Source organism: Mycobacterium sp. NGS34, from assembly GCF_059812845.1.
In genome coordinates this window covers 46,367-69,501 of the sequence record NZ_JCALDM010000011.1, presented here as the reverse complement: position 1 = coordinate 69,501, position 23,135 = coordinate 46,367, and the positions used below count along the sequence as shown (strand labels likewise).

Annotated in this window: 26 protein-coding genes; 17 read left to right on the top strand and 9 right to left on the bottom strand. The window is 64.9% G+C overall.

Annotated features, from left to right (window positions below; all coding sequences use genetic code 11):
- The first annotated feature begins 25 nt into the window (after positions 1 to 25).
- From AC5Y7V_RS23460 to AC5Y7V_RS23450, 3 genes are all read left to right on the top strand, one after another.
- The gene (locus tag AC5Y7V_RS23460) at positions 26 to 1,144 is read left to right on the top strand and encodes a phosphotransferase family protein (protein WP_499882426.1); all 1,119 of its coding nucleotides are present in this window, start codon (positions 26 to 28) and stop codon (positions 1,142 to 1,144) included.
- Between the two features lies 1 nt (position 1,145).
- On the top strand, positions 1,146 to 1,898 hold the full coding sequence (locus AC5Y7V_RS23455) for a hypothetical protein (protein WP_499882425.1): 753 nt from the start codon (positions 1,146 to 1,148) through the stop codon (positions 1,896 to 1,898).
- A 91-nt stretch (positions 1,899 to 1,989) separates the two neighbouring features.
- Positions 1,990 to 2,280, top strand: coding sequence for a hypothetical protein (locus AC5Y7V_RS23450; RefSeq protein ID WP_499882424.1), 291 nt, complete (start codon positions 1,990 to 1,992; stop codon positions 2,278 to 2,280).
- 7 nt (positions 2,281 to 2,287) lie between these two features.
- Here AC5Y7V_RS23450 and AC5Y7V_RS23445 read toward each other — a convergent pair whose 3' ends face one another.
- From AC5Y7V_RS23445 to AC5Y7V_RS23435, 3 genes are read right to left on the bottom strand one after another with little or no spacing between them, the layout of a single operon-like run.
- On the bottom strand, positions 2,288 to 3,052 hold the full coding sequence (locus AC5Y7V_RS23445; RefSeq protein ID WP_499882423.1) for a crotonase/enoyl-CoA hydratase family protein: 765 nt from the start codon (positions 3,050 to 3,052) through the stop codon (positions 2,288 to 2,290).
- A gap of 38 nt (positions 3,053 to 3,090) precedes the next feature.
- Entirely contained in the window at positions 3,091 to 4,083 is a 993-nt protein-coding gene (locus AC5Y7V_RS23440) for an acyl-CoA dehydrogenase family protein (RefSeq protein ID WP_499882422.1), read from the bottom strand.
- Positions 4,080 to 5,204, bottom strand: a complete 1,125-nt coding sequence (locus AC5Y7V_RS23435) for an acyl-CoA dehydrogenase family protein (RefSeq protein ID WP_499882421.1) — start codon at positions 5,202 to 5,204, stop codon at positions 4,080 to 4,082. Before AC5Y7V_RS23435 ends, AC5Y7V_RS23440 begins: the two co-directional genes overlap by 4 nt.
- A 124-nt stretch (positions 5,205 to 5,328) precedes the next feature.
- Between AC5Y7V_RS23435 and AC5Y7V_RS23430 the strand changes: the two genes are divergently transcribed.
- Both AC5Y7V_RS23430 and AC5Y7V_RS23425 read left to right on the top strand, forming a co-directional pair.
- Entirely contained in the window at positions 5,329 to 5,817 is a 489-nt protein-coding gene (locus AC5Y7V_RS23430) for a MaoC/PaaZ C-terminal domain-containing protein (RefSeq protein ID WP_499882420.1), read from the top strand.
- 125 nt (positions 5,818 to 5,942) lie between these two features.
- Positions 5,943 to 6,137 (top strand): ferredoxin, encoded by a 195-nt coding sequence (locus AC5Y7V_RS23425; RefSeq protein ID WP_499882419.1) that lies wholly within the window; start codon positions 5,943 to 5,945, stop codon positions 6,135 to 6,137.
- Positions 6,138 to 6,166: 29 nt separating this feature from the next.
- On the opposite strand, the gene AC5Y7V_RS23420 is transcribed toward AC5Y7V_RS23425, so the two are convergent.
- Positions 6,167 to 7,321: an acyl-CoA dehydrogenase family protein gene (locus AC5Y7V_RS23420; protein WP_499882418.1), complete on the bottom strand. Its 1,155-nt coding sequence runs from the start codon at positions 7,319 to 7,321 to the stop codon at positions 6,167 to 6,169.
- 261 nt (positions 7,322 to 7,582) lie between these two features.
- On the opposite strand from AC5Y7V_RS23420, the gene AC5Y7V_RS23415 reads away from it, so the two are divergent.
- Genes AC5Y7V_RS23415 through AC5Y7V_RS23380 form a run of 8 tightly spaced genes read left to right on the top strand, consistent with a single transcriptional unit; the run spans position 7,583 to position 15,907 of the window.
- Complete coding sequence (locus AC5Y7V_RS23415) at positions 7,583 to 8,458, top strand: SDR family NAD(P)-dependent oxidoreductase (protein ID WP_499882417.1); 876 nt, start codon at positions 7,583 to 7,585, stop codon at positions 8,456 to 8,458.
- A 43-nt stretch (positions 8,459 to 8,501) separates the two neighbouring features.
- Positions 8,502 to 9,734 (top strand): cytochrome P450, encoded by a 1,233-nt coding sequence (locus AC5Y7V_RS23410; protein WP_499882416.1) that lies wholly within the window; start codon positions 8,502 to 8,504, stop codon positions 9,732 to 9,734.
- A 5-nt stretch (positions 9,735 to 9,739) separates the two neighbouring features.
- The gene (locus AC5Y7V_RS23405) at positions 9,740 to 10,915 is read left to right on the top strand and encodes an aromatic ring-hydroxylating oxygenase subunit alpha (RefSeq protein WP_499882415.1); all 1,176 of its coding nucleotides are present in this window, start codon (positions 9,740 to 9,742) and stop codon (positions 10,913 to 10,915) included.
- A gap of 10 nt (positions 10,916 to 10,925) precedes the next feature.
- Positions 10,926 to 11,822, top strand: coding sequence for a hypothetical protein (locus AC5Y7V_RS23400; RefSeq protein ID WP_499882414.1), 897 nt, complete (start codon positions 10,926 to 10,928; stop codon positions 11,820 to 11,822).
- Positions 11,819 to 12,571 (top strand): Zn-ribbon domain-containing OB-fold protein, encoded by a 753-nt coding sequence (locus tag AC5Y7V_RS23395; protein WP_499882413.1) that lies wholly within the window; start codon positions 11,819 to 11,821, stop codon positions 12,569 to 12,571. Before AC5Y7V_RS23400 ends, AC5Y7V_RS23395 begins: the two co-directional genes overlap by 4 nt.
- A complete protein-coding gene (locus tag AC5Y7V_RS23390; protein ID WP_499882412.1) occupies positions 12,568 to 13,734 on the top strand; it encodes a thiolase C-terminal domain-containing protein in 1,167 nt (388 codons plus the stop codon). The genes AC5Y7V_RS23395 and AC5Y7V_RS23390 overlap by 4 nt, the downstream gene beginning before the upstream one ends.
- Before the next feature lie 24 nt (positions 13,735 to 13,758).
- Complete coding sequence (locus tag AC5Y7V_RS23385) at positions 13,759 to 15,285, top strand: class I adenylate-forming enzyme family protein (RefSeq protein ID WP_499882411.1); 1,527 nt, start codon at positions 13,759 to 13,761, stop codon at positions 15,283 to 15,285.
- The gene (locus AC5Y7V_RS23380; RefSeq protein WP_499882410.1) at positions 15,251 to 15,907 is read left to right on the top strand and encodes a TetR/AcrR family transcriptional regulator; all 657 of its coding nucleotides are present in this window, start codon (positions 15,251 to 15,253) and stop codon (positions 15,905 to 15,907) included. Before AC5Y7V_RS23385 ends, AC5Y7V_RS23380 begins: the two co-directional genes overlap by 35 nt.
- Before the next feature lie 4 nt (positions 15,908 to 15,911).
- Here AC5Y7V_RS23380 and AC5Y7V_RS23375 read toward each other — a convergent pair whose 3' ends face one another.
- Positions 15,912 to 16,574, bottom strand: coding sequence for a TetR/AcrR family transcriptional regulator (locus AC5Y7V_RS23375; RefSeq protein WP_499882409.1), 663 nt, complete (start codon positions 16,572 to 16,574; stop codon positions 15,912 to 15,914).
- Between the two features lie 191 nt (positions 16,575 to 16,765).
- On the opposite strand from AC5Y7V_RS23375, the gene AC5Y7V_RS23370 reads away from it, so the two are divergent.
- The 4 genes from AC5Y7V_RS23370 (at position 16,766) to AC5Y7V_RS23355 (ending at position 19,251) form a co-directional block, all read left to right on the top strand.
- Complete coding sequence (locus tag AC5Y7V_RS23370; RefSeq protein WP_499882408.1) at positions 16,766 to 17,509, top strand: hypothetical protein; 744 nt, start codon at positions 16,766 to 16,768, stop codon at positions 17,507 to 17,509.
- 85 nt (positions 17,510 to 17,594) lie between these two features.
- On the top strand, positions 17,595 to 18,197 hold the full coding sequence (locus tag AC5Y7V_RS23365) for a cytochrome c oxidase subunit 3 (RefSeq protein WP_499882407.1): 603 nt from the start codon (positions 17,595 to 17,597) through the stop codon (positions 18,195 to 18,197).
- A 5-nt stretch (positions 18,198 to 18,202) separates the two neighbouring features.
- Positions 18,203 to 18,472 (top strand): cytochrome C oxidase subunit IV family protein, encoded by a 270-nt coding sequence (locus AC5Y7V_RS23360; protein ID WP_499882406.1) that lies wholly within the window; start codon positions 18,203 to 18,205, stop codon positions 18,470 to 18,472.
- Positions 18,469 to 19,251, top strand: coding sequence for a hypothetical protein (locus AC5Y7V_RS23355; RefSeq protein ID WP_499882405.1), 783 nt, complete (start codon positions 18,469 to 18,471; stop codon positions 19,249 to 19,251). The genes AC5Y7V_RS23360 and AC5Y7V_RS23355 overlap by 4 nt, the downstream gene beginning before the upstream one ends.
- Here AC5Y7V_RS23355 and AC5Y7V_RS23350 read toward each other — a convergent pair.
- From AC5Y7V_RS23350 to AC5Y7V_RS23335, 4 genes are all read right to left on the bottom strand, one after another.
- Positions 19,248 to 19,889 (bottom strand): TetR family transcriptional regulator, encoded by a 642-nt coding sequence (locus AC5Y7V_RS23350; RefSeq protein ID WP_499882404.1) that lies wholly within the window; start codon positions 19,887 to 19,889, stop codon positions 19,248 to 19,250. The two genes, AC5Y7V_RS23355 and AC5Y7V_RS23350, sit on opposite strands and share 4 nt — an antisense overlap.
- Before the next feature lie 133 nt (positions 19,890 to 20,022).
- Positions 20,023 to 20,640, bottom strand: a complete 618-nt coding sequence (locus tag AC5Y7V_RS23345; protein ID WP_499882403.1) for a hypothetical protein — start codon at positions 20,638 to 20,640, stop codon at positions 20,023 to 20,025.
- A 136-nt stretch (positions 20,641 to 20,776) separates the two neighbouring features.
- A complete protein-coding gene (locus AC5Y7V_RS23340; protein ID WP_499882402.1) occupies positions 20,777 to 22,099 on the bottom strand; it encodes a protoporphyrinogen/coproporphyrinogen oxidase in 1,323 nt (440 codons plus the stop codon).
- Positions 22,100 to 22,106: 7 nt separating this feature from the next.
- On the bottom strand, positions 22,107 to 23,105 hold the full coding sequence (locus AC5Y7V_RS23335; RefSeq protein WP_499882534.1) for an LLM class flavin-dependent oxidoreductase: 999 nt from the start codon (positions 23,103 to 23,105) through the stop codon (positions 22,107 to 22,109).
- Between the last annotated feature and the right edge of the window lie 30 nt (positions 23,106 to 23,135).

Genomic DNA, 23,135 nt, shown 5'->3' with positions numbered 1-23,135 from the left:
AAAAAGACGCAAATAGGAGCAAACGATGGCCCTGAAGAACATCATCGACACCGAGCTGGCCGCCAAGCGGCTCGCCGACTGGCTTGCGACGAAAAAGCCTGACACGCAGGACATCACCGTAACCGACGTGTCCGTGCCCGGTGCGGGGGGACTCTCCAACGAGACGGTTCTGTTCACGGCGAACTGGCGCGACGCCGACGGGGAGCAGACCCAGGGCATGGTCGCACGCGTACAACCCGACGGGCCCGGCGTCTTTCAGGAGTACGACCTGGCCAAGGAGGCCGCCGTCATCCGGGCGCTCGCCGATCACTCACCGGTCCCGGTGCCCCGCGTGTACTACTTCGAAGACGACCCGTCCGTCTTCGGTGCGCCGTTTCTGGTGATGCAGCGGATCGACGGTCGCATCCCCGCCGACGACCCCCCGTTCACCGCGGCCGGGTGGGTGTTGGACCTGACGCCTGATCAGCGACGTCAGATGTGGCACAACAGCATCGACGTCCTGGCACAGATCCATAGCGTCGACTGGCGCGCCCTCGGGCTGGACTTCCTCGATACACCCGCGAACCACAGCGGCCTCGACGCGGGGCTGGCTCAATGGCGAGGCATTTTCGAATGGGCGGCCGAAGGCGAGCCGAACCCGACGATCGAGGCGGCGTTGCGCTGGTTGAACGAGCACCGGCCGGGCCGCGATCAACCCAAGGTTCTCAATTGGGGAGATGCGCGGGTGGGCAACATGATCTTCTCCGACGAGCTTTCGCCGGTGGGTGTGCTCGACTGGGAGATGGTGGAACTGGCCACCCCCGAACAAGACCTCGGCTGGTGGCTGTTCTTGGCGCGCCACCACACCGAGGGCGTCGGGCTTCCGTTGCCGGCCGGCATCCCGGACCGCGGCGAAACGATCGACTACTACCAGCAGGCCACCGGTAACACGCTGCGCGACCTCGACTACTACGAGGTCTTGGCGGGCACCAAGCTCGCGATCCTGATGGTCCGCGCCGCGCACATGATGATCGGGGCGGGACTGCTGCCCCTGGACTCCCCTATGGCGCAAAGCAATCCGGCCAGCCAGCTCGTCGCGAAGCTCCTTGACCTGCCGGCTCCCACCGGGATCACCACCAGCTTCATCGGGAATCGAGGCCAGTGACATGAACGCCCAGGCGACGTTCCAGCGGATTTGCGCGTACAGCGGCATCATTTGCGTGCTGCTGTTCTTCGGCGGATTTGTCGCCGCTGGTTTTCTGCCACCGCTGTCCCCGGGCATGTCGGCGGCGCAAGTCGCGGCGCATTACCAGGCCCACACCGCGGGAATCCGGTTGGGAGCCGGGCTGATCTTCCTCAGCTCGGGGTTCTACGTGTGGTGGACCGCGGTCATCTCCGGGCAGATGCGGCGCATCCCCGGCGTGCATCCCACCGTCATGAACGCGCAGCTGGCCGGAGGGGCGTTCGCCTGCCTGACGTTCTTGGTGCCGGCCCTGATGTTCGCCATCACCGCGTTTCGTCCCGACCGCTCACCCGACGCGACCCTCCTGCTCAACGACATGAGCTGGATCATGCTGGTAATGCCCTGGATACCGTTCATGGCCCAGTACTTCGCGTTTGCCTTCGCGATCCTGTCGGACCCGAGACCACAGCCGCTGTTCCCCCGCTGGCTGGCCTATTTCAACATCTGGGCCGAAGCGATGTTCACGCCCGCGATCATCCTCCCGTTCTTCAAATCCGGCCCGTTCGCGTGGAATGGCCTGTTCGTCTTCTGGATCCCGGCCACGGTGTTCACCGCGCTATTCGTCGTCAACGCAGTCTGCCTCATCAAGGCCATCAACTCCGAGGCCGACGAAGAACTCGGTGCCGGTACCACCGGCGACCACGAAAAGCTGAGCCGCGAAACCAGCCGCACCTAGGGCTTAGGGCCTACCCGACCCTTGTGTGAGATTTGGCGTCTCAATATACTGGCTTGGCCTCGCAGCGCTGCCGACTGGGGAGGGAGCCTTCATGTCCGCCTTGACGAGGGCCGCGATCATCGCGCTGGGCGCCGTGACGACCGGCCTGTGTGTTGCCGCACCGGCCGGTGCCGACCCGGGCTTCGATCCCTGCCACTCGAGTGTTCCGTTCCTCTGCCGCATGTTCCCGATGATGCCCGACCTCGACCACGACATCGATCTCAGCCAAGATCCCGACGCCTGGACCAGCGGACATGGACCAGCCAGCCAGCCGGGGATCGGTCAACCGGGAGCCACACCACCGGGTAGCAATCAGCCGGGTGCCGACCTCAACGGCGGATAGCGGATCGCTACCTGCCCTGCCATCGGGGTGCGCGTTTCTCCGCGAAGGCCAGCGCGCCTTCCTTGGCGTCGGCCGATTCCCGCACTCGACCGGTGATCTCGCGTTGCCATTCAAACGCCGGAAGATCGGCCCAATTGCTTTGGTGCGCAAGAATCTTCTTTGTCGCCTTGACCGCCAGCGGCCCGTTCGCGGCGATTTTCGCCGCAATGTTGCGGGCCGCTGCCAACGCTTGGCCGGGTTCGGCGAGCACGGCGACGAGTCCGTGGCGCTCCGCGTCTTCGGCGCTGATCGGTTCGCCCGTCAACGCGGTCAACATCGCCAGCGAGTACGGCAGCGCCTTCGGCAGCCTGAGCAGCCCGCCGGCGGCGGCCACCAGCCCTCGTTTGACTTCCGGCAACCCGAATCTGGCGGAGGTGCTCGCCACCACGATGTCCGCACTCAGGGCCAGTTCGCAACCACCGGCCAGCGCCCAGCCCTCCACCGCCGCAATCAAAGGCTTGGTCGGCGGACTTTCCGTGAGGCCGGCAAAGCCGCGGCCCGGGATCGACGGTGACTCGCCACGCAGATACGCCTTGAGATCCATTCCGGCACAGAATGTTCCGTCGGCACCGGTCAGGATCGCCGCCGTGAGGTCGTCGCGGGATTCCAAGTCGTCGATGGCCGCGGCGATGCCGGTGGCAACCGAGCTGTCAATCGCGTTCTTGGCTTGCGGACGGTTGATCGTGATCACCATGACTCGATCCGCGGTGTCGACCAGGACGGTGTCGGTCATTTGTCTACCTCCTGAAGTTTCGCCGGTGCCGCCGTCGGCTAAGCCGAGATGCTTTCCCACAGCCCAATTTCGCCTTCGTCTCGCACCCGGGCCCCGAGCCGTCGGCAGTAGGCGAATTCCGACTGGTCGGCGTCTCGCAGCGCCCACAACTTGCTGGTGTAGCGGTGCAAGTCGTACTCGGCGGTGATGCCGACCGCCCCGTGCAGCTGGTGCGAGGTCCGTGCCACCAGAGTCGCCGCGGTAGCCGCGCTGATGCGGGCAGCCGACGCCGCCCCGAACCGTTGTAGCTCGGACGCGTGGGCATCCGCGCACGCCGCCGTCGCCCTATCGAGCGCCGACTGGGCGAACCGGGTCCGCACCGCCATTTGCGCCAACGCGCTCGACACCGCGGGAATCTTCACCAACGGGGCGCCGAACTGCTCGCGCTCCATGACGTACTTGCGAGTGAGCTCGTACGCCCCCCAGGCGGTACCGAGCAATGCGGCCGCCCGGGTAAGGGACAGCCGGTCGATCACCTGCGCAGCGCCGGGACCGCCCGGTACGGACGTGATGGAGGTGCCGGTAAGGCTTACCCGTGCATGGGGCAATCCGGCGATGTCATGGCCGGGTTCGACGCTGACCGACTCCCCCGACAGCGGTACGGTCACGACCGAGCATGCAGTCGCGATCACCAGCCTGCCGGCGCGTTCGGCGAACGGCACTTGAGTCAAGTTGGCGGTGACGGGATTTGACGAGACGTCCAGCTCAGGAGCGATGACGATGGTGTCGAAACTTTCACCGGCCGCCGCGGCGTCAACGGCGTACGCAGTCGTCGACGCCTCGACGATCGGGGTACTCAGCCCGGCGCGTGCCAACTCCCGAACGACGACCACCAGGTCGGCCAGGCTCCCGCCCGAACCACCTTTGTCCTCGGGCATGCCGATTCCGGCGAGGCCCAGTTCGCAGACCTGACCCCATACCGAACCCGGATCGCCGGCGTCGGCTGCGAGGTTCCTGATGAGATCCGTCAACTCTCGGGCGAATTCACTCATGGCCTGGTCTCGCTTTTCGTGACGATCGAAAGCAATACGTCCGAGGCGCCTCCCCGGAGGGTGAACCCGGGTGAGGCCAAGAGTGCTTCCGCCAGTGGGTCGTTGCGCGAGGTTGGCAGCCCCACTCGCCGGGCGAATTCGATGACGTCGTTCTCGAACTCCGTGCCGAGATACTTGAGACTCGCCGCCTCCACGACGGGCGCGCGGCCGGCGTCCATGGCGCTGGCGATCTCCCAGCATTGTCGCCGCAGCGTGGCCAGGCGGGCGACGAGCGCGCCGAGTTCCACATCGTGACGGTCATCAGACGTGCGACGCAGGTGACCGAGAACTTCGACCAACAGCGGGTACGTGCTCAACACTCGCTCGGGACCGCCGCGTTCGAACGACAGTTGCTCGACCACCTGACGCCAGCCGTTTCCCTCCGCGCCGAGCAGGCGATGCTGCGGAACGAAGACGTCGGTGAAAGTGACCTCGTTGAAGTGGTGCTCCCCCGACATGTCGACTATCGGGGAAACCTCGATCCCGGGTGTGGACATGTCCACCACGAATTCCGACAGGCCTTCGTGCTTTTTCCCGGTTGAATCGGTGCGGGCCAACAGATAGGCGTGCGTCGCGCGATGCGCAACACTGGTCCATATCTTGCGGCCGGTGACCGACCAGCCTCCCTCGACCTTCTTCGCCGTCGTACGGACGGCGGCCAGGTCCGATCCCGCTTCCGGCTCGCTCATACCCAGGCAGAAGATGTACTCGGCTTTGACGATTCCGGGCAGTAATTCCTTTTGCAGCTCGTGGCTGCCGTGACGCAAAATCGCCGGGCCGATCTGCCGATCGGCGATCCAGTGGGCGGCGACCGGCGCCCCGGCGCGCAGCAGTTCCTCGGTGACAACCAGCCGCGACCGGGCGTCCAGGCCGCCACCCCCGAATTCCACCGGCCACGTGATACCGATGAGCCCCCGCGCCGCAAGCTCGCGGGAGAACTCGAGATCAAAGGAGCGCAACCAGCAGTCGCTGCGCGGCGTGTAACGGCCGGCGGCCAGCCACGAGCCGGTCAGCTCACGCACTTGCTCGCCCAGCGCGCCGAGCCGCCGCGCGGTATCGGCGGGTGAGTCGTGTTCAGTCACGGAGACAGTCTCCGTCATGCCCGCAGGCCCGTCTCCGAGTGGCGCACGGATGCCACGTTAGCATTTTGAGTTTTAATGTCTCAAATCCGTTCGGCGCCGCCCGTGCACCAATTAGCCTGATCGAATGGGCCTGCCGCGCGATGAGGGCCGGGATCTTGCGTCCATGAGACCCGGTCAAATTCTCTACGCGGAAGACCTCGCCGTAGGAGACTGGATGGAGCTGGGGCCCGTCGGCGTAACTCGGGATGAAATCGTCCGCTTCGCACGGAAATTCGACCCGCTCCCCATCCACGTCGATGGAACCGAATCACCGTTTGGTGACGTGATCGCCAGCGGGATGCACACGTTGTCGTTGTTCGCGAGCATCTCGTCGCCCAAGTTCATGGCCCGGCTCGCCCTGGTCGCGGGCAAGGGGTTCGACCGTTTGCGACTGCCGAATCCTGTCCGGCCGGGTTCGGTCCTCAACGGATCCCTCCAGGTCGTGGAAGTCAGGATGGGCGCACGAAAGGCCGACGTACACTGCCTTTACGAGATGGCGGATCAGGACGGCGACCTGGTGATGACGATGGTAGGAATCCAGGTCGTTCGCCGACGTCACCCCGTCGCCGACTGATCCTGAACCCTGGCCTCTAAGGTCAACGCGCGTTAACCTATCGCCATGAGGTTTCTGCCGGCCCCGCCAACTGGGTGCCGCCAAGCAAGCGCTGTGGCACATCGACGAAGCGGAGGGAATGGGTGATGAAGGTGCGCCTTGAACGCAGTAAGTGCGCCGGACACGCGCAGTGCTACGCGCTCGAACCCGACTTGTTCCCGATCGACGACGACGGTTACTCCACGCTGCAGGAGCACACGGTCGCCCCCGGCGACGAGGAGGCCACCCGCCAGGGTGTCGCGGCATGCCCGGAGGTCGCGTTGGTGCTCGACGAGGACTAGCGGCCGCTGCACGTGCGAGCCACCGGCGCTCAGCCGCCGGCCATCAGATCCCGGCGAATGATCTCTCGCATGATTTCGTTGGTGCCGCCGTAGATTCGCTGAACGCGCGCGTCGATAAGGGCCTTGGCGACCGGGTATTCGGGCACGTAGCCGTAGTCTTCGTGCAGCCGGACGCCGGCGTCGATCACCCGGGCCTGCAGTTCGGTCGCCCAGTATTTGGCCTTCGCCGCATCGACGGCGGTCAGTGTGCCTTGGTTGTATTCGCGCACACAGCGATCCAGGTACGCGCGGGATACCTCGATAGCCGTCCGCAGCTCGGCCAGAACAAATCCCGGCGCCTGGAAATCGCCGATCCGCTCGCCCGACGTCCGCCGCTGGGTGGCATAGCCCATTGTCCAGTCGAACACCGCCTCCGCGGAGGCCTGGGCGGCAATCGCGATCCCCAGGCGCTCTAGCGGCAGACTCTGCATCAGGTAGGCAAGTCCTGCCCCCTCCTCGCCGAGCAAGTTGCGCTCCCCGACACGCACGTCGTCGAACATCTGCTCCGCGGTGTCTTGCGCGTGCAGCCCCACCTTGTCCAGCTTGCGACCGCGGTGGAATCCCGGGGTGCCGTCTTCGACCACGAACAAACTGAAGCCTCGGGATCCCACACCCGGATCGGTCCTGGCGAACACGATCACGAGATCACACAGGATGCCGCTGGTGATAAAAGTCTTGGAGCCGTTCAGAACCCAGGCGCGCCCGTCCTTTCTGGCGCTGGTCTGGACGCCGCGCAGGTCGCTGCCCGCCCCGGGCTCCGTCATCGCGATGGCACCAATGGTCTCGCCGGACACAAACCCGGGAAGCCACCGCTCACGCTGGTCTTCATCGGCATGGCGCAGTAGATAATTCATCACGATGTCGTCGTTGGTGGAGAAGCCCGACTGCAAGGCCGACGCGCCGACCCGGGCGATCTCCTGCTGGATCACCACCCGGTAGCGGTAGTCCCGCTCCCCCGCACCGCCGAACTCCCGCGGCGCGGCCAATCCCAAGAGGCCCCGTTTGCCCGCGGCCCGCCAGGTCTCGCGGTCGATCAGACGGTCGGCGTCCCACTGCTGCAGCCTCGGGACCACTTGTTCATCGACGAATTCGCGCACCGACGCGCGAAACCGTTCGTGGTCCTCCCCGAAGAGGTCGCTGTCCATCACACCTCCGCTACCGCATAAACCTTTTTGGCGTAGATTACTGTTTCGACGCCTTGACCGGCGCACCAGGTGCCGGCGGTGCGCGTCTCCGTCTTACCGCACTGCCTCGATCCAGGGTTTATCCGTATATCAGACTTGGCCGGCCCGCCGGCTTACGAACCAGCTGACATTTCTTGATTGACGTCTCATACCTAGTGTCGTAAGTTTATGATTGCAGAGCCGAACCTCTAGCTGCCGTGACACAGCCCCCGAAGGAGGACGATGAAACTCGAAGGCAAGGTCGCCGTGATCACCGGAGCGGGTTCGGGGCTCGGCAGACAAGCGGCCCAACTGTTCAGCGCGGAGGGCGCCAGAGTCGCAATCGTGGACATCGACGCCGACCGGGCAGAGCAGTCGGCAAAGCTCGTTGAGCAGCAGGGCGGTGACGCCATCGCGATCACGGCCGACGTTGCCCAGAAGGACCAAATTACCGCCGCGGTGGCCAGCACCGTCGACCATTTCGGGAAGCTCGACATAGCGTGGGCCAACGCGGGGATTGTGTCGCGCGGTGGCGCGGCGGCTCTCGGCACCGAGCCGGCCATCGAGTTCGAGGACATGACCGAGTCCGATTGGCTGCACGTGTTGGGTGTCAACTTGAGTGGTGTTATCTATACGGCTCAGGCCGCGGTTCCCCACCTGAAGGCCAACGGCGGCGGCACCATTCTGGCCACGTCGTCGGCGGCGTCGTTGGTCGCCTATCCAAAGATCGCGCTCTACTGCGCAACCAAGGCCGGCGTCAACGGCTTGGTACGCGCCTTGAGTTTGGATCTGGGCCGCTTCGCCATCCGAGTCAATGCGATCGCGCCGACCCATGGCATGTCGCCAAACTTCTTGCTACCCCCGGGTGCGCCGGTTGTTGGCCAGTCCTACGAAGAGGTTGCGGGCCCGTGGAATCCCACCGTCTCGCCGATACCTCTCAAGGTGCCGCGCCCCCCGTCGCTGCTCGACAACGCCAAGCTCGCGCTGTTCCTGGTTTCCGACGACTCGGCCTACATCTCCGGGGCCACCATCGGCGCCACCGACGGGGGCACCCTGGCCCGCGTCGGAATGTGGTTCCCCGAAGACCTCAACCCGGAAGCTGTATCCAACGCGAATTGAACTGGCAGCAAACTGACTTCGCGAATGATTGGAGCGTAGAAAGATGACGACAGCAATGGATCGGGTGCCGCCGAACCTCCTCACGGACTTCGACGTTTACGATCCGAGCCTGGCCACCCCGGTGGACGTGTTTCAGGAGCGGGTCGCCGAGCTCGCCGCGAAGGGCCCGGTCCTTTATTCGCCGGCCTATGGCGGGCATTGGGTGGTGACCGGGTACGACGAAGTTCACCAAGTCCTTACCGACCATGAGACCTTTTCCAGCTACCCGAACAACCTCGTCACCCCCGTCGACTTCGGCAAGTTCATTCCGCTCGAACTCGACCCTCCGGAGCACACGGCGTACCGGCACGTGTTGCAGCCCCTGTTCAGTCCCCAACGCATGAAGAAGCTCTCGGACGATATCCGTGCCGTGGTCAACGAATTGATCGACGGGTTCGCACCAAAGGGCCGCGCCGAGTTCATCTCTGAGTTCGCCCACGAGCTACCGGCCCGGATCTTCTTGGCCTTGATGGACTGGCCGTTAGAAGACGCCCCGCTGTTCACCGAGGCCACGGACATCGTGCTGTTCGGCAAGCCGGGCGGTACCGCCGAGGAGTCCGACCAAGCCCGTATTGCCGCCGGTTTGAACGTGGCCGGTTATTTCCAGCAGGTGATCGAGGATCGGCGCAGCCATCCTCGCGGAGATGCGACGTCCGTGCTGATCAACACCAAAGTCGAACTTGCCGACGGCGCCCGGCTGCTTCAAGACCAAGAACTCATCTTGATGTTCTACCTGCTGTTGATGGGTGGCCTGCACACCGTGCAGGGATCACTGGCCTGGGCGATCATGCATTTCGTCGAGAGCCCAGACCAACGGGATCTCATCATCGCCGACCCGGCGCTGATCCCGAAGGCCGTGGAGGAGATCCTCCGCATCGAAGCGGCAGTCTCCGCCGGCCGGCGTGCGACGCGCGCCGTCGAGCTCGGCGGGGTCAGCATCGCCGAGGGCGACCAGCTGCTGTTGGTGCTCTCCGCGGCTAACCGCGACTCGAAAACTTTTCCTGAGCCCGCCAACTTCGACATCAACCGCTTTCCCAACCGGCACTTGTCGTTCGGCGCTGGGGTGCACCGGTGCCTGGGCTCGCACCTTGGCCGCGTCGAATTGACGATCGCGCTCGAGGAACTGCACCGCCGGATCCCGGACTACCGGCTGGTGGAATCGGATCCCCCCGTATACCACTCGACGCAGGTGCGTGGCTGCCTTCGAATGCCGATCACCTTTACACCAGAGAAGTGAGTTGAATGACCACATCGCTTCCCCGTCAGGACCGAATCCGTCGGGCACTTGAGCTGTTACGTAACGAAACGACCGACAAGTTCGACGACGTTGTCGGTTTCTCCGCGAGTGAATTCACGGATCCGGTTCTCGCGCAGCAGGAGCGCGACCTCATCTTCGGCCGGGTTCCCTCGATCGTCGCCCACGGCTCCGAGATCGCCCGCCCATATGACTTCATGACCGCGCAAATGCCGCGCAACAACATCATCGTCGTGCGCCAGAAAGACAACAGCGTCAAGGCGTTCGTGAATTTGTGCCGACACCGCGGCGCCCTACTCGAGGACAGCGAGAAGGGCCGCTGCCGGGTTTTCTCCTGCCCATATCATCGGTGGTCCTACGATCCCGACGGGTCGCTGCGGATGGTCACCCGCGATGCCACCTTCGGCGAGGTCGATCGAAAAAAGCATGGTCTTGTGGAACTGCCGTGCGAAGAGCGGCACGGCTTCGTCTGGGTGGTCGACAACGCTCACGCGTCGATCGATGTCGCGACCTGGCTTGGGCCGGATATGGATTCGATCCTGGCCGGTTATCGCATCGACAAGCTCCAGTGCGTCCGGTCGGCGGGATTCGACGAGCCGACCAACTGGAAGATCATGCAGGACGCATTCCTCGACGGCTACCACATTCAGTACGCCCACCCCAACACCGCGGGAAAGATCATTCACACCAACGTCATGGCATTCGAAGATTTCGGGCGACACTGCCGGTTCATCGCGCCACGCAAGTCGATCGACCGCTGGCTGGAGGAGGATCCCGGCGACCGCCAACTGGATCGTTATGTCACCGAAACCCACTTCCTGCTGCCGAACAGCACGTTGCTGCGCCAACCGGATCACTTCCAGCTGCTGACGTTCCGGCCGCATCAGAGTGATCCGACCAAGTCGCGGATGGAGCAACGGCTGATGGTCCCAACGCAGGAAGACGCGGGCATCGACGAGGCTCACTGGAATCGCCTGTGGGACAAGAACTGGGACATTCTCCTCGCCGTGTTGCACAACGAGGATTTCCCGCTGCTGCGCAATTCGCAGCGCGGGATGGCGAGTGCGGACGCCGGCGATATGCTGCTGGGCCGCAATGAGACCGCCAACCAAGTGTTCCGCCGGGAGACCAAGAAGCTGCTCGCCGAGGGCCACGCCACCTAGTGACCGTTCGATGATCAAGTACGAGTGGCGAACCAGTCTGAGTCCCGACGAATCGGCCGAACTGTCCGGCCTGCTCGGGCGTGCCGCCGAGTACGATGCCGAGCCCGAATACAACACGATCGACTTCGCCGACGTCGATCGTGCGATGTTGCGGTCCGATTCGTCGGCGCGCCATCTCCTGATTTGGATGCTCCCCCACGCCACCGCGATGGGCGAGGCCGACCAACCCGAACGCATCGCCGGGCTGATCCGCCTGAAGTGCTCGTCGGACGGGTCGGCAACCGCCAGCGCCGTGGTCGATCCCGGCTTGCGTTCGATCGGGATCATGACACTGCTGCTGGAACGCGTCGGCCTGGACACGGCGCGTCCGGGTGGCTGGCTGGACACCGGGGCCCACACGGTCACCACGTGGGCACAAGGTAACCACCCCGCGGCCAGCCGGCTCTCCGACCGGTTTTTGATCCCGCGCACCCGGCGGGTCTGGAAACTGATCCGAGCGACCGATGCCCTCGAGAACGCCACGGCCGCACCGGTTCTGGAACCTGTCGACAATTCGGCACTCGCCGATGTCGGCTGGGTGTCGGCACCCCTCGAAAGCGATCACACGTATGCGCTACGGGAGGCCGGGCGCATTGTCGCGGTGGCGGCGCTGGATCTGCGCGCCGTGGCATCCGAGGAGTTCGGCCGCTGCGCCACCATCGTGTCGGCCTTCGCCGCACCGGTCGCCCAAGCGGCGCAGCGCCGCCGGTTGCTCGAGGGTGCGGCCGCCCTGGCCCATGAGGCCGGCATGACCGGCATCGCCATTCACGTCGACTCCGGAAACCCCGAATTGGTCCATGCTTGTCGCCTGGCGGGCTTTCAACACGACCGCACCGACGTGCGCTATCAAATCGGCGGCCACCCATGACCGACACGATCCCGGCTGGCCTGGCGAGCACCGTCGATGCCCATGGCAAGGCCGTTGCCGCGGGCGACAACGCCGCGGTGCTGGCCGATTTCCTGCCCGACCGCATCGGTCAGCTGGTCGCCTCGGCCGACGTACCCGCCCGCCTCAAGGGGGCGGAGGTACGCACCATCACCGAAGCCGAGCCAGGGCACTACGACGCCATCATCCGTTACACCAAACTCGACGACCAATGGTTTGAACTGCGCAGCCGCTGGGTGCTTTTCGCCGACGGCAGCTGGCGCGTCGCCAGCGTCCGCAACATCCCCGACTCGCCGCCGTGGGTGGGCGTCACCGGCCCCTCCCCCGACGGCCTCGAGGCGGCCCACTGGGAAGGGCTGCGCGCCGGAAGGCTGCTGCTGCAACGCTGCCGGCAATGCGCGACGTGGGTCTGGTCGCCGCGCCCGATCTGCCCGGCCTGTCATAGCTTCGACCTGAATTTCGAGGCCGTCGACCCGGTGGGCATCATTTACTCGTGGACGCGAACCTGGCAGCCGTTCACCCCGGAGGCCACCGGCCACCTGCCCTACGTCGTGGTGCTGGTGGAACTACCCGCGGCCGGCGCCCGCCGGGTCCTGGGAGTCCTCCAGCACGCGGACGGGCTGACCCCACGCATCGGTGCGGCGGTGCGCGGGGTGATCGAACGGCCCCCGGACGAAAAGTACTGGCCGCTCGTCCGTTGGCACCTGGATCCGGGCTTGGAGGCTCGGTGAGCGGGTTTCGCGCGTCGACCGCGGTGGTGGGGGTCGGTTCGACCGACTATTACAAGCGCGGCACCAGCCCGCTGTCGTCAGCGCAACTGGTGCTGCAGGCGATCCTGCGGGCCTGCGACGACGCCGGCGCCGACCCGCGCGCCGTGGACGGGTTCGTCTCCTACGCCGGCGATTCCAGCGAGGGCCTGGCCATCGGCGCCGCGCTGGGCGTCCATGAGGTGCGCTGGTCGACGCAGGTTTGGGGCGGCGGAGGCGGCGCGGTGGCGGCGGCGGTCAACTGCGCCGCCGCGGCGGTGCACAGCGGGCAGGCCAGCTGCGTCGCGGTCTACCGCGGCTTGTCGGAGGCCACCGACGGGCGCGGTGCTTACAACAAGGGCCACATGGGTCACCTCTATGCGGCTCACGGCATGATCGCCCCCGCCCAGGTGTGCGCGATGCGCACCCAGCGGATGTTGGAGGTCGACGGGGTGCCGCCGTCGGCCGTGGAGGCGGTGGCGCTGGCCGGCTACCACCACGCCCAGAACAATCCGCGCGCGGTGGCGTACGGCCAGCCGCTCGACCACGACCGCTATCGTAGCGCCCGGCTGATTTCCGAACCGCTGCGACTTTTCGACTGTTCGCGTGAAAATGACGGCGCCACCGCGGTTTTGGTCGTCAGCGCCGAACGCGTGGGCGAATATTGCGGAGAGCCGGCGTATATCCTGTCCGGCGTGCAGGGCGCCTCGGCGGGCTGGACCGAGTCGGTGGAAAACGAAGTCGCGTACACGAGCGCGGGATTCCATCCCGCATTGGTGAAGCGGCTGTGGGATGGCGCCGGACTCGCGGCGGCCGACGTGGATGTGGCCCAGGTGTATGAGAACTTCACCGGTCCCGCGGTGGCCTCGATGATCGACCACGGGTTGTGCCCCCCAGGGCCCGGCGCCGGTGAGGTACTCACCCTGGACAACTTGACCGTCGAGCGCGGCCGGTTGCCCATCAATACCGCCGGCGGAAACATCGCCGAGGGTTTCGTGCACGGCATCGGCCTGGTGGCCGAGGCGGTGCGCCAGATCCGCGGCGGCTCGCCCAATCCCGTTGCCGGTGCCGATGTCTCGCTGCTGATCGGCGGCCCGATGGCCCCACTGGTCAGCTCGACCGTGTTCGGGTCCGCGGCCACGATCTGACGCACCGGGGAATCGAGGAGGAAGATGGCCGCGACAGTCGGCTCCGCACTGCACTGGTGGGCACGAACCAAGGGTGAGGCGCCCGCGGTCGTCCTCGGAACCGATGCGCTCAGCTATCGCCAACTGCACGACTGGTCCGGCCGGTTGGCGCGGCGCCTGGCCGATGACGGCGTCAAACCCGGCGATCGCGTCGGGCTGCTGGCACCCAACACGCTGCAATGGCCCGTGGCGGCGTTGGCGATCATGAAGGCCGGTGCGGTGCTGGTGCCGTTCAGTGCGCGCCTCAAGCCCGCCGAGGTACGCAAGATTGCCGACGACGCCGGCCTCAGCCTGATGATCGCCGCGCCCTCTCATACCGCCGTCGCACACGAGGCACGGCAAGCAGGCCGCGAATTCGCCGTGCTGTCCTTTGACAGTGTGAACGCCGAGCGATTCGGCGATCCCGACGATTTCCGTATCGACCGCGCCGGCGAAGACCCGATCGCGGTGATCTTCACCAGCGGGTCCACCGGCCTGTCCAAAGGCGTCATCCTGACCAGCAACACCCTGCTGGCCATCGTGCTGGAGAACACGCTGACAGAGGAAGGCTTCCGGCCCGGCACGGTGACGTTGCTGGTGTTGCCGCTGGCGTTCACCCCGGGCCTGGTGTACGGGCTGCTGATCACCACGGTGCTGGGCGGAACCCTCGTCGTCGAACGAGAACTCAATCCCTCCCGCGCGGTCAAGCTCATCCAAGAGCACTCGGTGCGCGCGATCTTCGGTGTCCCATTGATCTTCGAATCCCTTTCTCGTGCGGAAGGATTCGACGACGCCGACTTGAGCTCGCTGCAGACCGCTATTGTGGGCGGGGCCGCCGTGCCGACGGATCTACTGAGGCGATGGGCCGACAAGGGCGTGTTGCTTCGCCAAATCTACGGAATGACCGAGGCGGGAGGCGTGGCAACCGCGACGCAGAAGGCCGAGGCGTTGGACCACCCCGATTCGTGCGGCATCGGTTCGATCTTCACGGAAGTGGCGGTGATGGCTGACGACGGATCGCTGGCCGCACCGGGCGAGCGGGGCGAGATCGTGGTGCGCGGCCCCGGGGTCACACCGGGTTACTGGGACGATCCGGAAACCACCGCGGCGGCGATTCGTGACGGCTGGCTGCACAGCGGTGATTTGGGAACCCGCGACGAACGCGGGCGCGTCACCTTCGTCGATCGCATGAAAGACTTGATCATTTCCGGTGGAATCAACATCTCGCCAGTGGAATTGGAGGCGGTCATCGCGGGGCTCGACGGCGTCGCCGAGGTCGCCGTCATCGCCGCGTCGGACCCGCGCTTCGGCGAGACGCCCGCCGCGATCATCACTGTGGCGCCGGACGCCGCGGGCATCGACGAGGCCGCGGTGATCGCGCATTGCGAACAACTGCTCGCCGACTACAAGGTCCCGCGGTATGTGGTGCTGCGGTCGGAACCGCTACCCCGGCTGCCCAGCGGCAAGATCGCCAAACAGGCCGTGCGAGAGGAATATCGTGACATCGGCCAACGGTTTACCCGGGCCCGGTGAAGCCCGGCGGGCCAGCGCCGGACGGCGCAACAGCAGCGTTCTCAGCACCGATACCGCCGAGGCACGCCAGCAGATCCTGGCCGCCGCCGAAAGCGTGATTGCGCGCTACGGCGTCTCGAAAACCACGATGGACGACATCGGCAAGCAGGCCGGCGTCTCCCGTCCCACGGTGTATCGCTATTTCGGCGACCGCGACAACCTGCTGGCCGCGTTGATCGAGCGGCGCTCGCGGATGCTGTTCGACGGGGCCCGTGACTATATCTTCGGGTTCGAGTCCTTCGCCGAACAACTCGTCGAAGGGCTGTTGTATCTGATCGATCATGGCCGCAAGGACCCGATCGTGCGGATTCTGGTGGGCCCCGAACATCTCGGCGTCACCAGTCCGATCGTGAACGGCTCCGCGCTGGCAGCCGAACTGACCGCCGAGATGTGGGATCCGGTGCTCCGGCGGGCAATCGAGCGCGGCGAAATCCGTTCAGATCTTGATGTTTTGGATGTCGGTCAGTGGCTGGCACTGGTGCAATTCGTCATGGTCGGGCGCCGTGATGTCACCGGGGCCGACGATCTCGGCACACGTGCACTACTGAAGACTTTTGTGTTGCCCGCGTTTGTGCCGCTGTAGCCGGTCAGCGTCCGGCCACTCCGTACAGAAGCATCTGTACCACCTCCTCAATCTGCCTGTCTCTGCCCGGACGGCGCCGATCCGGCGGAAAGAGCCAATCGTCGAGCAGCACCAGCGACAGCACCGACCCGACGGACATGGCGACAGTGACCGGAGCATCAAGTTCACGGAAATGCCGCGCGGCGGCGTGTTCCCGCAGCACGAGCTGCACGGCGCGCAGGTTATCCGCGAGGTGGCCGCTGACGCGCGCGGCGGCCTCCGCGAGCGCCGGTTCGCCGCCCTTGACCCGAGCGGCCACGAGCGTGCGAAATAACTCTTTGTGCTCGGAGGCCAGCGCGTAGAAGCCTTTGACGAACGAGCGCGCGATCTCGGAAGGTTCGGTTTCCGATGTCACGCTGACGTTCCAGGTTTTGGCCCAGTTGTTGACGAAGTCGGAGAACGGCGAAAGGATCGTCGTCTCGAACAGCTCCGCCTTGCTTCCGAAGTTGCGGAACAGAACCGATTCGCCGACACCGGCCACCTCGGCGATCTGGCGCGTCGTGGTGCCGTGATAGCCCTGTTCTGAAAAGAGGCGATGCGCAGCTTTCAGGACGAGCTCTCTGATCTCGTCGCCGCCGCGGCGTCCGTTTCGAGGATTTGGCACAGGATTGTCCCTACTGAACGACATTTTCACTGACTTTAACCCGAGTCGTCTTCGGGCCCGAACTTCTAGGCGGTGCCGGCGTGCGACAGGCGCCGGGCCAGCCCGTCTGGGATGACCTGGCGCGCGGTGCCGAATGTGCACTTGCCCCTATCGTAAGCGCCACTCACCACTTAAGCTAGTGTCACTTATCATCGTCTAGTTGGGAGTGGAGACGGATGGCGAAACGGATTGAACTGGACTCGGGCCTGGCCAAGGCCGCCGTCTGGTCGGGCATCGCGCTGATCGTGGCGATGATCGTGGCGCAGGGGTTCATGATGCATTTCATCCCACCACCCTCGCCCGCGCTGTCGGCGAAGGAGCTCGCCCAGAGGTTCATCGACCGACGTAACGAAATCCGTCTGGGCTGTTTGATCCAGTGCATCTTCTGGTCGTTTTGGGCGACGTGGTGCATGGCGATCACCGTCTTCATCCGAAAGATGGAACGTGGCTGGCCAATCCTGACGTACTCGTCGATCGCACTGCAGGGCGGCGGCTATGTCTTCTTCATTCTGATCCCGATGACTTGGGGCGTCATCGCGTTTCGGCCAGAGTCGCTCGACCCCGCGGTTATGCAGATCATGAACGACTGGGTGTGGTTCGACTTCCTGTTTACCTGGCCGCCATTCGCTTTGTGGATGGCCGTGATCGGCCTGGCGATCATCAAGGACCACAATGTGCCCACGCTGTATCCGCGCTGGGTCGCTTATCTCAACTTCTGGTGCGCAATCCTGATCTTCCCCGCCGGGCTGATCGTGTTCTTCCGCGACGGATTGTTCGCCTACAACGGCGTCGGCGCGTTCTGGATCCCGTTCGCAATCTTCTTCGGGTGGATGATCGCCATGTCGGTACTAACCCTGCAAGCCATCGACAGGCAGAAGGCGAGCCGGCCCGAGAACCAGATTGCGATGGCCGCGGTCTGAGGTCGTGCTGCGGGGGTGGCCCAGGCCGCCCCCGCACGTCGCCATACGACCGATCGCCCGCCCTTTGACCAGGAAGCACAGCCGCGTGCAACCCACCACCACACAGCCGACAGCGCCACCCGCCGCGAAGAAGACGAAGAAGATCCCCGGCGAAGCGGGCGTCTGGATCTTCATCCTCGGCGATATCTGCGTTTTCGCCGTTTTCTTCACTTACTTCCTGATCCAGCGCAGCAAGCATGTCGACCTGTTCGATCTATCCCAGTCCACGCTGAACAAGAACCTCGGCGCCGTCAACACGGTTTTCCTGTTGATCAGTTCGCTGTTCGTCGTGTTGGCCGTACGCGCGATGAGGGTGGACGAGCGGGTGCTCGCGCAACGCCTGTTCGTTGGCGCCTTTGTATGCGGTGTGGCGTTCATTGTCGTCAAGGCATTCGAGTACTCCGAACGGGTTGCAGCACACCAGATCCCCACCACCAATAGTTTTTACCTGCTCTATTTCGTACTCACCGGCTTACACCTCTTCCACCTGCTCATCGGCTTGGGTGTGCTCGCCACGCTGTTCGTCCTCGCCCGCAAGACCGGCCTGTCCACGCACCAGTGGGCCTTCTTCGAGGGCGGTGCGTGCTTTTGGCACATGGTCGACCTGCTGTGGCTGGTCCTTTTCCCGCTGATTTTCTTGGTCAGGTGAATCGAATGACGAGCTTGCTTCGCACGCCGGCAACGGCGGTGTGGTTGGTGTTGGTCACCGCCACCGCCGTGTCCTGGGCGCTCGGAAGTCAACACGGAACGCACAATCACGCGCTGGCGAGCGTGATCATCTTGCTGATCGCGTTCATCAAAGTCCGCCTGGTCGGCATGTACTTCATGGAGCTGCGGGAGGCGCCCAATGTCCTGCGAGGGTTGTTCGAAGCGTACTGCCTCGTCGTGTGCGCGCTGCTGTTAGGAGTGTTCCTCTTCCTTTGAGCCGCAACACGATTCCGGAGGCCGCAACATCGTCAACGCAAGAATATCGGCAACAGCCGGTTAGGGAGGTCACTATGGAAGCTAAAGTGCAGCGCGTCCTGATCTGGACGGGGCCGGCGATGATCGTCCTCTGGCTCGGCGCCTTTCTCTTTATCGCCGGGTTCATCCCACCGTCGTCCCCGAAGGCCAGCGCGGCGGACATATTCGCGCTGTATCAAGGCCACACGAACGCCATCAAGGTCGGGATGGTGATCTCGATGGCCGGCTCCGCTCTGCTGGTCCCGTGGGCGGTCGCGATCTCGGGGCAACTGAAACGGATCAATGGCGCCAAGGCCCTTGCGGACACGCAGATGGTTTCGTGCGCCCTGCTGTCGCTGGAATTCATCACGCCGATCGGCATCTGGATGGCGGCCAGCTACCGTTTCGACGACCGCGCGGCCGACGTCACCCGAGCGCTCCACGACGTCGGTTGGATCCTGTTCATGACAGTGATCTGGTCGCTGTGGCTGCAGCTTCTTGCCATTGCCGCCGCCATCTTGATCGACCGCGGCGCCGAGCCGGTGCTTCCGCACTGGCTCGGATACTTGAGCTTGTGGGTGGCGCTGCTCATCATCCCGGCGGGCCTCGTCTTGTTCTTCAAGCAAGGCCCGTTCGCCTGGACCGGAGTTGTCGGGCTCTACATACCGCTTACCGGATTCGTTGTCTGGATAATGTCGATGACGATCACCATCCACCGAAACCTGAGTCGAGAGATCTCCGCCACCGCAGACGTCCGCTAGGAGGCCGTCGATTTCTCGAGATCGGTTGCTGCCAAGTCCAAATGCCCCCAATGCTGCGGCGGCGGCGCCGCCTCCGGCACGGTCGGCGCGGCGCCGCGCAGAAAACTACGGATGGCTTCGGCGAAGGCCCCTGCCGCGGATCGCTGGTTGGCAGCCACCGCCGCGACCAGCGCAGGTTCGGTGGCGGGATCGGCGTTGGCGAATGGGCGGCCTCCGGCGGCGTCGCCGTGCATTGCCTCGGTGATGCCGGCCCCCAAGGTCAGCTTGTCGAGGCCGTCAAGGATCAACACCACTTGCTCCGGGGGCACCCCGATCTCGATCAGGTGCTTCGCGGACTCGTTGTAGTTGCGAATCAATACATCACGCGGCATAAATTGCAGCAGCAGGGGCACCGCATTGCGGTGCCGCAGCATCGATTCGCGAAAGGCCAAACTCAGCGCGACAAGCCATTCGATCCAATTCGGCACCGATGTGGGGTCGGGTAACCGCGTCTCCACCACGATCGCCCGCGCTACCGCTTTGAGGATCGCCGCCTTGTCCTCAAAGTGGTGATAGAGCGACGGTGCCTGCACGTTGAGTTCCCGCGCGAGCCTGGGCAGGCTGAGCGCGTCCAGGCCCTCCGTGTCGATGATGCGCAACGACGCCTCCACCACGGCGTCGCGGCGGATCAGCGGCTTGGAGGGGCGAGGCATGAGCACATTATCGGATATCGGCCGCGAAAAGCACCAATAACCGAGCTCAGAAACCTAATAACGACAGGTTTTCGCCGCCTTAGCCGGGTGCGGCCTGCAATACCGCCGCGCCCTCCCCTTCCGCGCGCTCAACGGCGCGGCTGGCGCGCAACATGAGCCACGTCATGGTCACCATCCACGCGAAGAACGACACACACAGCACCCACCAGGCCAGGATTCCGTTCCAGGCCAGGGGTCCGGCATGGACGAATACGACAAAACTGCCGGGCGCAACGCCGAGCGCAGTCCAAATGTTGAGGTAGGCACACCAGCGCGGCAGCAGCGGCTGCGGACGGTGATCCTGGAACACGACGATCGCGATGATCGCCATCTGAACCATCGCCGTTCCGACGATACCCACGTACGGTAGCCACGCGAGGTCGTTGAGCATCTGAATCGTCTCCGGGCTGCGTCCGCTTCGGTAGGCGGCCGTCTGCCAAACCAGTTGCGGGAAAAGGAACTCGAGGATCAGACACGAGCCGGCGATCAACTGCGCCGTCGCCAGCGGCGAATCGCCGCCGGCGATCCGGCGGATCTGATGGGTGAGCGCCGCGACGAAGAACGCCAGGAAGGGCGCGGCGGCCGAGGCGATCCAGATGCCGATTCGGATCCGACCGCGTCCCTCGGCGAACATCCGCGCTACCGCGTCCGCACTCATGCCCGGTGAGGGCGGCGGTATGAAGCCGGCGAAAAGCCAAAAACCTACGAAGAACAGCGGAGCAAAAGTAATGCCGCCCCACACGCATAAACGCTGTTGTCGTTCGGTCATCATGGCCGCGCCTTCCGTGCGATCGTCATGACAGGACTTGGCTCGAGAGCAACCGCTCGGCCGCCCGTAGACCCGATATCGTCGCCGATTCCAGGTTCTGGAAAGCCTGCGAATCGCCGGCCAGCTGGATGCGCCGATCCTGACCGCACAGCTGCCGAAACTTTCCCAGGTCGCGGTAGAAACCGACCGTGGTGTATTCCTCGCGCCACCGGTACACATCGGCGAACTCGACGTGATCGGTTGTGCCTGGCAGGATCCGCTCGACGGCGCCGAGCATGGCCCGGCGGATCTGGTCGTCGTCGTCGTGCCACTGCTCGGCGCTCCACGAATCCAGCGCCGCCACGGTGAGCAGACCCTTGCCGGCCGGCGCGCGACCGGGCGCCTTGTGGTGGTCCAGCATGATTCCGGTGAGAAACGGATGGCTGGCCCGCGGGACCAGAACGTAGGTCGACTTCACGCGACGCGGAGCACGGGACAGGCCGACCTTGAGGATCAGCAGCTTCCCGTTACGCACCCGGTCGAAAAACGACCGCCGCCAGTCGTCCAGCCCGGGCACGATCCGGGCGGTCGTCTGCCCGGGGGTTGCGATCACGCACGCCGCCGCGTCCTCGACGTGCTCGACGCCCCCCTGGTCCGTCCACGTGACCGTGACGCCACCTCCGTTGTCCTCGACCGAGATAACCTCCGCGCCGACTTCTGTTTTCACGTCGCGGGCCAGCCGGTCCGTGTAAAAACCCATGCCGCCGCGGAAACTGACCAGCTTCGCCCCGCCGAACAGCGCCAGGATCGCCAAGAAGTCGGCCCGCGACGCCGTGTCGCCGCTGGTGGCGGCGATGCCGCGCAGCACCGTCTCCGCGAGGTACTCCTGGAGCTCGGGACTCAACCGCGAGCGCGACCACGCCGAAACCGTTTGGGTGTCATAGCGTCCCGCCTCAGGCATCCGCGCGTAGCCGGCTTTTCGGGCGCGCAGTAATTCCGGAACGAGCTTGATTGCCTCCGCCTTCGCCCGGATCGAGAGCAGCCGGGTGCGCACCAGGGAGGAAATGAGATGATTGCCATCCAGATCGTGGATTGCCCCGTCCCGGACGACGCCGAGGACGAACCCGCCCGGGACGATCTCGTCGGTCATTCCGATGTCGACGGCGGTGGCCAGCAGCGTCCGGTGAGTCGTCGGCAGGAAGAACGCACCCTCGTCGAGGACGAAACCGTCCCGGCGCGAGGTGCGCATCTTTCCGCCCACCCGGTCACTGGCCTCCAGCACCCGGACGGATACCCCGGCCCGCGACAGCCGGTGCGCGGCGGCCAATCCCGAGGGACCACCTCCGACGACGATGACGTCGTCCGTCATGTCAGCCCTACCGCTTGAACGCGTCGATGATCTGCAGGTAACAGTCCTCGGATTCCTCGGCGGTGAACGGCGGCACGTAGGACGTGTGCAGGGCCAGATGCGGTAAACCCTTGTAGTTGTCCAGCTTTTGGCGGCACTCCTCCGGTGTCCCGGTGATGGAGAACAGCTCGACGAGCTCTTCGGGCGTATCCTCGAAGGCCGCCAGCCCCTTCTGCATCATCGACACGCGCAATCCGTTGACCAGGTCCTGCACGCCCTCGATTTCGGCGACCACGTCGGAGATCGGGTGCGCGATGTAGAACCCGACATGCTTCTTGGCTCGCGCCAGCGCGACGTCGCGGTCGGGGTGCACACAGCAGATGACCTCGCACGCCAGATCCAGTGCCTCCGGATCACGACCGGCCGAGCGCGCGCCCTCCGCGATATTGGGCAATACGACCTGGTCGAAAAACTTTGGCGTCCAAAGGTATCCGATCCATCCGTCGGCCTTCGCCCCGGCCAGTTTCAGCAGCGCCGGGCGCATGCCGGCGAGCAGGATCGGAATCTGTGGCCGGACCATCTCGCGCAGGCCCCAGGGGTTGATCGGCGGCGCGGCGAACTGATAGTGCGCCCCCGAGAAGCCGTCCACCTGCTCACCCGCCAAGTACGCCCAGGAGCTGCGCAGCGCGTCGATGTATTCACCGATGCGCCTGACCGGGGTCTTGAAGTCGGTCGAGTGAAACGCGCCGAGGAACTCCGGCACCCCCGTTCCCAGACCCAGTTTCATCCGCCCACCCGATAATTCGTCCACGTCCGCGGCGGCGTTGGCCGCCTCGAACGGGGAGCGCGTGAAGGCGGTTGCGAGCCCCGTGCACAGCTCCGCATCGGAGGTGGTCAGTGCGGACATGCATAGCATCGCGAACGGGTTTCGGTACAGCTCGTAGCTCCACACCGACTCGAAGCCTGCCTCGTCCGCCATTCGCGCGTATTCCGGTATGCGCGCAAGCGATGCGGTGCGACTGGGCATCGTGATGCCGATCTTCAATTCCCTACCCTC

Bases quoted from the DNA above. Each gene is read 5' to 3' on its own strand.
- AC5Y7V_RS23440 (WP_499882422.1), bottom strand. From the start codon at position 4,083: ATGAGTGAATTCGCCCGAGAGTTGACGGATCTCATCAGGAACCTCGCA.
- AC5Y7V_RS23455 (WP_499882425.1), top strand. From the start codon at position 1,146: ATGAACGCCCAGGCGACGTTCCAGCGGATTTGCGCGTACAGCGGCATC.
- AC5Y7V_RS23400 (WP_499882414.1), top strand. From the start codon at position 10,926: ATGATCAAGTACGAGTGGCGAACCAGTCTGAGTCCCGACGAATCGGCC.
- AC5Y7V_RS23340 (WP_499882402.1), bottom strand. From the start codon at position 22,099: ATGACGGACGACGTCATCGTCGTCGGAGGTGGTCCCTCGGGATTGGCC.
- AC5Y7V_RS23405 (WP_499882415.1), top strand. From the start codon at position 9,740: ATGACCACATCGCTTCCCCGTCAGGACCGAATCCGTCGGGCACTTGAG.
- AC5Y7V_RS23430 (WP_499882420.1), top strand. From the start codon at position 5,329: ATGGGCCTGCCGCGCGATGAGGGCCGGGATCTTGCGTCCATGAGACCC.
- AC5Y7V_RS23410 (WP_499882416.1), top strand. From the start codon at position 8,502: ATGACGACAGCAATGGATCGGGTGCCGCCGAACCTCCTCACGGACTTC.
- AC5Y7V_RS23385 (WP_499882411.1), top strand. From the start codon at position 13,759: ATGGCCGCGACAGTCGGCTCCGCACTGCACTGGTGGGCACGAACCAAG.
- AC5Y7V_RS23335 (WP_499882534.1), bottom strand. From the start codon at position 23,105: ATGCCCAGTCGCACCGCATCGCTTGCGCGCATACCGGAATACGCGCGA.
- AC5Y7V_RS23345 (WP_499882403.1), bottom strand. From the start codon at position 20,640: ATGAGTGCGGACGCGGTAGCGCGGATGTTCGCCGAGGGACGCGGTCGG.
- AC5Y7V_RS23445 (WP_499882423.1), bottom strand. From the start codon at position 3,052: ATGACCGACACCGTCCTGGTCGACACCGCGGATCGAGTCATGGTGATC.
- AC5Y7V_RS23460 (WP_499882426.1), top strand. From the start codon at position 26: ATGGCCCTGAAGAACATCATCGACACCGAGCTGGCCGCCAAGCGGCTC.
- AC5Y7V_RS23395 (WP_499882413.1), top strand. From the start codon at position 11,819: ATGACCGACACGATCCCGGCTGGCCTGGCGAGCACCGTCGATGCCCAT.
- AC5Y7V_RS23450 (WP_499882424.1), top strand. From the start codon at position 1,990: ATGTCCGCCTTGACGAGGGCCGCGATCATCGCGCTGGGCGCCGTGACG.
- AC5Y7V_RS23370 (WP_499882408.1), top strand. From the start codon at position 16,766: ATGGCGAAACGGATTGAACTGGACTCGGGCCTGGCCAAGGCCGCCGTC.
- AC5Y7V_RS23415 (WP_499882417.1), top strand. From the start codon at position 7,583: ATGAAACTCGAAGGCAAGGTCGCCGTGATCACCGGAGCGGGTTCGGGG.
- AC5Y7V_RS23420 (WP_499882418.1), bottom strand. From the start codon at position 7,321: ATGGACAGCGACCTCTTCGGGGAGGACCACGAACGGTTTCGCGCGTCG.
- AC5Y7V_RS23375 (WP_499882409.1), bottom strand. From the start codon at position 16,574: ATGTCGTTCAGTAGGGACAATCCTGTGCCAAATCCTCGAAACGGACGC.
- AC5Y7V_RS23425 (WP_499882419.1), top strand. From the start codon at position 5,943: ATGAAGGTGCGCCTTGAACGCAGTAAGTGCGCCGGACACGCGCAGTGC.
- AC5Y7V_RS23360 (WP_499882406.1), top strand. From the start codon at position 18,203: ATGACGAGCTTGCTTCGCACGCCGGCAACGGCGGTGTGGTTGGTGTTG.